Below are 6,347 nucleotides of genomic sequence, written 5' to 3' on the forward strand. Positions count from 1 at the left end.
GGAGGGGAGCATGGGCATGTCCGTCGATCCCGGTCAATTCCGGTCCGCCATGGCGCGGTTCCCGGGCGCGGTGACGATCATCACCACGCTCACCCCGCAGGGGAGGCGCGGCATCACCGCGACGGCGGTCTGTTCGGTGACGGCGGACCCGCCCAGCCTGCTGGTCTGCGTCAACCGGGCGACCGGCACCTGCCAGGGCATCCTGGAGACCGGGCGCTTCGCCGTAAACCTGCTGCCCGACCCCTCGGGCGATGTGGCGATGCGCTTCGCCGGGGTCGGCGGCGCGACGGGCGAGGAGAAATTCGCGCTCGGCGACTGGCGCCCTGATGCGCTGGGGTTGCCGGTGCTGGCCGATGCCCGGGTCGCCTTTTCCTGCGAAGTGGCCGAGAGCCTCAGGGCCGGGACGCATCAGATCTTCATCGGCCAGATCACCGATATCAGCGAGGCCGAGGGCGCGGCCCTGCTCTATGAGCAATCGCGGTTCCATCGCCTCGCCCCCCTCTGAGGCGCGTCTCGCGCACGTCTATGACCCGCAGACACAGGCGCCCTCCGCAATCGGAGGGCGCCTTTCTTTTCCGCTGGTTCCGCGACGCGAAGGGTGAAGTGGCCCTGTGATTCTGTGGATCATCCGGGCAATCTGGTCGCAAGTGGTTCTTTCCTGTTGGGAATATTATTGCACCTGAGTTCTTATGTTTTTGTAATCGTTGAGGAAATTTTAGTTTCAAAAATATGTTTGAAAAGAGCCAGTTCTCGGACATGATTTCGTTGGGTCGAGGAGGACCCAAACAGGTCTAAATTGGTACTATCTCCGATCGGTGGCAGGCGCCTCTCGACGTTTGTCCTTTTGCAGCCCGAAAGCCGCGAAGAAAAGCCGGCGGAACACGCAGGGACAGAAGAGGGAGGAACTAATGTCCGTCGATACAACCGCGTTCTACGCGGAACAGGTGACATTGAATTCATTGGTACAGAACGTGCTTTACGCATCCGGGACCGTGGGCGCGATCCTGGTCGTTGTCGGCCTTCTGCTGATCGACGCGGGCACGGCGCGGCGCCGCAGCCTGTTCAACTCGACCATCGAAAAGACGCTGGGCTTCTTTCTGGGCTTCGCGACCTACTACATGATCGGCTTCGGCTTCTGGGCCGGGCAATACTACATCATGGTCGACGGGACGATGATGGACTCGCTCAAGGATTGGTGGCTGGGGGGCAACCTGACCAATGCGATGGCCCAGCACCTCGATCCGGCGATCTTCCCCGGGCTGAACACGTTCCAGATCTTCATCTTCTTCCTGGCGGTCTTTGCCGGGATCATCAACATCCTGCTGCACTTCTCGGTTTCCGAGCGGATGAAGCCCTCGGCCTATTACATCACCTGCATCGTCGCGACTCTGGGCTCGTCGGTGCTCAGCTGGGTGACCTGGGGCTCGGTCGGGCCGCTCACCAACCTGGGTTTCCACGACTTCTTCGGCGTGGGCTTCGTTTACATGTTCCCGGCGGGCATCGCGCTGGTGCTCAACGCCCAGATGGGCAAGCGCCCCGGCATGATGGAGCCGCATCCCGAGGTGCGCGCCTATCTTGCGCCCAGCATCGGGCTTTGCGCGCCGGGCCTGATGATCATCTTCGCCGGTCTGCCGATGGTGATCATGTCCTGCCTCTTCTTCTTCGACCCCGAGGCGCATGCGGTCAGCGTGACCATGGCCGATACCAGCGTCGGCATCGCGCTGAGCAATTACGCGCTGGTCTGGGCGGGCGGGGCCATCACCGGCCTGCTGCTGGCCTACCGCACCCGCAATTACGCCTACACGCTGCTTGGCCCGCTGGCGGGCTACGTGGCCGGGGCGCCGGGCTTTGACGTCTGGCTGCCGTGGCAGGCGTTCCTCGTCGGCCTCGTGGCGCCGCTCGCCTCCTATGCGGTCTACGAGTTCACGCTGAAGCGCGGTATCGACGAGCACAAGCTGTTCCCGCTGTTCCTGGGCAGTGGGGTCCTCGGTATGCTCCTGGTCGGCATCTTCAAGGCCGGCACGCCGCGTGGCGGCTATCTGGGGATCGAGGAGGGCGCCTATGCCTTCCAGCATGGCGAGATCTCGCTTCTGATGCAGGTCGCGGGGATCGTCACCTGCATCGGCGCGGGCGTCGTCACCGGGCTGGTGCTATCGGTCATTCTGCGGGCCACGACCGGGCTGAAGGTCTCGGACGAGGATCAGATCAAGGGTCTGGACATCGTCCGCTGGGGTCTTGAGCCCGATGTCGTCACCCATGCCGACACGCCGCGCGGGGCCTGAACGCGACGTCGGAGGCCCCGGTTTCGCCGGGGCCTTCACTATTCGTCGGGTCGCGCTTGTGGCTTGCCGGACCCCTGCTTATGCTTCGTGCAAGTCCAGGTCCTGTACTGTCTCAAAGTAGATCCATCATGACGTCCTTGCCCACCGCGGAGCTGCCCAACGGTCAAACCGTCGGCGAGACCGTCCGCATCGTGATCGACACGCTTTATGCGCGGATCCGTTCGGGCGAATACCCCCCTGATTCCCGCCTGCCCAGCGAACGGGCTCTGGCGGCCGAGCTGGGGGTGTCGCGCAACACCGTGCGCGAGGCGCTGGACGTTCTTGAGACCCGCAAGCTGATCCGCCGCCGACAGGGGAGCGGCAGTTTCGTGATCTATCAATCGGCCCGGCCCGAGACCCCCTCGCCCGATTCGATCGGCGAAAGGACCAGCCCGCTGGACCACCTCATCGTGCGCTCGATCATCGAGCCCGAGATGACGCGGCTGGCGGTGATGAACATGACCCCGCGCGAGCTGGACGCGCTGGCGCAGACCGTTGCCCGGATCGAGGCAGTGCGCACCGACCTCAACGAATTCATCCGCAGCGAAGAGGAATTCTATCGCCGCATCGCGCAGGCCACGCGCAACCCGCTGCTGGAATCCTGCTATGAGCTGACCATCGAGGTCTGCCGGCAATCCTTCCGCACCGCCCTGATGCGCAAGCATCTGACGCCGGACCGGATCCAGGAATACCAGACCCGGTTCAACTCGCTCTTCAACGCCATCGCCACCCGCGATGTCGAGGCCGCGGTCGAGATCACCAAGCTGCATCTGGTCGAGGAGCAGAAGCTGTTCCTGCACGACGGGTGACGGCCGGGCGCCGGTGCTTCAGCTGTCCACCTGCCGCGAGGTGAGGCCGGTCTTCTGGCCAGCGCTCTCCAGCCGCTGCTGCCAGAGCTGACCGACCTGGGCCAGATGCCGGTGCAGCAAGGGTTCGTGCTTTTCCAGCCAGGCGGGGATCGAGCCGAATTCGGCAATCCGGGCCCGCCCGTCCTGCAGGGTCACAACCGGCCAGTCGCCGATCAGCGCGTTGTCGATGCCGAAGATGCTTTCCCCCCACCAGCGGGCCGAGCCGAAGGCATGGGGCGTGGTGTCCATGTGCTTCATCGTGTTCAGCACCGAGACCGGGTTCACCGATCCCACCTTTTCCACCGCCGCGTGCCACAGGTCCAGTATCGCCACGTATTCCCAGCTCACCGCGCTCCAGCTGTTGGGATAGCGGGCGTTGTATTCCTTGAAGAAGGTGCTGGGGCGGTTGAAGAAGAACGCCTTCTTGGCCAGCTTGGGGTCGTCGAAATCGGGGAACTGGAAGATGGCGCCGTCCATGAAGTCGACCGAGGTCCGCGCAACCAGTCGCTGGTAGTTGTCCAGCGTGCAGGACAGGATCTCGCCCTGATAGCCCATCTTGTGGGCGTATTCGGTCATCGCGTGGACCATCGGCGTGTAACTGGTGCACCAGCACAGCAGATCGGGCGCCGAATCGAGCATCGGCTGCACGATGCTGGCGACATCGGTTTCAGCCGGGTCGTAGGCGATGTCCTTGACCACGTCGATCTGCGCGGCCTCGAAGGCGGCGCGGTAGGTCGCGACCGAGGGCAGACCCAGCGCATCCTTCTGGCTGCACAGAGCCACCTTGCGGATACCGGGCCGGGTGCGTGACAACCAGTCCACGCCGGTGACATTGTAAAGCGGGTGCACCTCGGCCGGGGCGATCAGGTAGCGGGTGTCGGGCGACAGGTCGCTGGGCAACAGGGTCGAGGTCAGAACCTTGTTGTCGTTGAGGAAAGTTCGGCAGGGCGTGAACGTGTCGCCGCCCAGCATCATCAGCAGCCGCACCTGTTCGTTGCGCACCAGATGCCGCGCGCCCTCCATCGCCTGTTCGGGGTCGTAGCCGCAATCGAAGGGCACGATCGACACCGGATAGCGGCGCCCGCCGATCAGCATGCCCCCGGCGCGGTTGAGCCAATCCTCCCACAGTCGGCAGCCGTGCAGTCCCGGCAATCCCCAGGAACTGACCGGCCCGGTCAGTGGTGCCAGAAACCCGATCTTCACCGGCTCGTTCATGCCGACTCGGGTCTGGGGGAAAAGTGAGGTCACCGCCATGCGGTGGGCGAAACTGGAGTTTAGCATACCAATTCCTACCACCCTAACCCTTGAAGTCAAAAGAGAAATTATCTTCCTGGTAACGAAATTATATGCCTGGGGTGAATAATTGTTGACAATTTGGTCTGGTGTCTGCGTACTTTGGTATGGACCACTGAGAACCAATTACAAACCGACTAGGGAGTGCCTTCATGAGCAAGAAACGCGTCGCCATCATTGGTGCCGGGCCGTCGGGTCTGGCGCAGCTGCGCGCCTTCCAATCCGCCGCCGCCAAGGGTGAGGAAATCCCCGAGATCGTCTGCTTCGAGAAGCAGGACAATTGGGGCGGGCTGTGGAATTACACCTGGCGGACCGGTCTCGACGAGCACGGCGAGCCGGTGCATTGCTCGATGTACCGCTACCTGTGGTCCAACGGCCCGAAAGAGGGCCTCGAATTCGCCGATTATTCCTTCGAGGAGCATTTCGGCAAGCAGATCGCCTCGTATCCGCCGCGCGCCGTGCTCTTCGATTATATCGAGGGCCGGGTGAAGAAGGCGCAGGTCCGCGACTGGATCCGCTTCTCGACCGTGGTGCGCTGGGTCGAATACAGCAACGACACCGGCAAGTTCACCATCACCCTGCACGACCACAAGAAGGACTATGTCTACAGCGAGGACTTCGACAACGTGATCGTCGCCTCGGGTCACTTCTCGACCCCGAACATCCCCTATTACGAGGGGTTCGAAAGCTTCAACGGCCGCCTGTTGCACGCCCATGACTTCCGCGACGCGCGCGAATTCGCCGGCAAGGACATCCTGGTGATGGGCGCCTCCTATTCGGCCGAGGATATCGGCTCGCAATGCTGGAAGTATGGCGCGAAATCGGTGACCAGCTGCTACCGCTCGGCGCCGATGGGGTTCGCCTGGCCCGACAATTGGGAAGAAAAGCCCGCGCTGGTCAAGGTCGAGGGCAACACCGCCCATTTCAAGGACGGCTCGACCAAGAAGATCGACGCCATCATCCTGTGCACCGGCTACAAGCATTTCTTCAACTTCCTGCCCGACGATCTGCGGTTGAAGACCAAGAACCGGCTGGCGACCGCCGACCTCTACAAGGGCGTGGCCTGGGTGCATAACCCCAAGCTCTTCTATCTCGGGATGCAGGACCAGTGGTTCACCTTCAACATGTTCGACGCGCAGGCCTGGTGGGCCCGCGACGCGATCATGGGCAAGATCGCCCTGCCCGCCGACAAGGCGGCGATGCTGGCCGATGTGAAAGAGCGCGAAGAGCGCGAGGAAGCCTCGGACGACACCAAATACGCCATCAAGTACCAGGCGGATTACGTCAAGGAACTGGTGGCCGAGACGGATTACCCCAGCTTCGACATCGACGGCGCCTGCGAGGCCTTCTTCGAGTGGAAGAAGCACAAGATGAAAGACATCATGGGCTTCCGCAACAATTCCTACAAATCGGTCATCACCGGCACCATGGCGCCCGTCCATCACACGCCCTGGAAGGATGCGCTGGACGACAGCATGGCCGCCTATCTGCGGAACTGAACCAGTCCCCCCGGTTCCGAAGATGCCCCTGCCGGCCCTGCGGGGCCGGCCTTTTTCCCGGTCTGGAAGCGCTTGTTTTCAGGCCGGAATCTCCTGTTCTGCCGCAAGGGGCCCGGCAAAAAATCCGTGGTGTTCCGTCGTTCCCCGCCCGATTCTGTGTTGACTGATAAGAAAAAAGATTGAGCATAAGGAATAACGCCACCCCTGCCCGGGTGGTTTCCGTGCCCAGAAAACCGACAGGAAGAGAAAGACCATGAGCTTCAAAACGGATATCGAGATTGCGCGTGAGGCGCGGAAGAAGCCGATCATGGAGATCGGCGACAAGCTGGGGATCCCGGCGGAGCATCTTCTGCCCTATGGCCATGACAAGGCGAAGGTGAGCCAGG

At 62.5% G+C, this 6,347-nt stretch carries 6 protein-coding genes; 5 read left to right on the forward strand and 1 reads right to left on the reverse strand.

From position 1 onward, the window contains the following. The first annotated feature begins 10 nt into the window (after positions 1-10). From DDE23_RS23380 to DDE23_RS23390, 3 genes are all read left to right on the forward strand, one after another. The gene (locus DDE23_RS23380; protein ID WP_202863317.1) at positions 11-505 is read left to right on the forward strand and encodes a flavin reductase family protein; all 495 of its coding nucleotides are present in this window, start codon (positions 11-13) and stop codon (positions 503-505) included. Positions 506-908: 403 nt separating this feature from the next. Then, positions 909-2,282 (forward strand): ammonium transporter, encoded by a 1,374-nt coding sequence (locus DDE23_RS23385; protein ID WP_107750885.1) that lies wholly within the window; start codon positions 909-911, stop codon positions 2,280-2,282. Positions 2,283-2,410: 128 nt separating this feature from the next. Next, the gene (locus DDE23_RS23390; RefSeq protein ID WP_107750884.1) at positions 2,411-3,130 is read left to right on the forward strand and encodes a FadR/GntR family transcriptional regulator; all 720 of its coding nucleotides are present in this window, start codon (positions 2,411-2,413) and stop codon (positions 3,128-3,130) included. Positions 3,131-3,148: 18 nt separating this feature from the next. Here the strand turns inward: DDE23_RS23390 and DDE23_RS23395 are convergent, their stop codons facing one another. Continuing rightward, positions 3,149-4,450, reverse strand: a complete 1,302-nt coding sequence (locus DDE23_RS23395) for an ABC transporter substrate-binding protein (RefSeq protein WP_107750883.1) — start codon at positions 4,448-4,450, stop codon at positions 3,149-3,151. Between the two features lie 164 nt (positions 4,451-4,614). Here DDE23_RS23395 and DDE23_RS23400 point away from each other — a divergent pair, with 164 nt between their 5' ends. Then, a complete protein-coding gene (locus DDE23_RS23400) occupies positions 4,615-5,961 on the forward strand; it encodes an NAD(P)-binding domain-containing protein (protein ID WP_107750882.1) in 1,347 nt (448 codons plus the stop codon). Positions 5,962-6,214: 253 nt separating this feature from the next. Beyond that, positions 6,215-6,347 (forward strand): formate--tetrahydrofolate ligase (locus tag DDE23_RS23405; RefSeq protein ID WP_116548264.1); only part of this gene is annotated, 133 nt, incomplete at its 3' end.

Origin of the sequence: Pararhodobacter aggregans, assembly GCF_003075525.1 — a bacterium.
GTDB classification, from domain to species: domain Bacteria; phylum Pseudomonadota; class Alphaproteobacteria; order Rhodobacterales; family Rhodobacteraceae; genus Pararhodobacter; species Pararhodobacter aggregans.

Bases quoted from the DNA above. Each gene is read 5' to 3' on its own strand.
- DDE23_RS23380 (WP_202863317.1), top strand. From the start codon at position 11: ATGGGCATGTCCGTCGATCCCGGTCAATTCCGGTCCGCCATGGCGCGG.
- DDE23_RS23385 (WP_107750885.1), top strand. From the start codon at position 909: ATGTCCGTCGATACAACCGCGTTCTACGCGGAACAGGTGACATTGAAT.
- DDE23_RS23390 (WP_107750884.1), top strand. From the start codon at position 2,411: ATGACGTCCTTGCCCACCGCGGAGCTGCCCAACGGTCAAACCGTCGGC.
- DDE23_RS23395 (WP_107750883.1), bottom strand. From the start codon at position 4,450: ATGCTAAACTCCAGTTTCGCCCACCGCATGGCGGTGACCTCACTTTTC.
- DDE23_RS23400 (WP_107750882.1), top strand. From the start codon at position 4,615: ATGAGCAAGAAACGCGTCGCCATCATTGGTGCCGGGCCGTCGGGTCTG.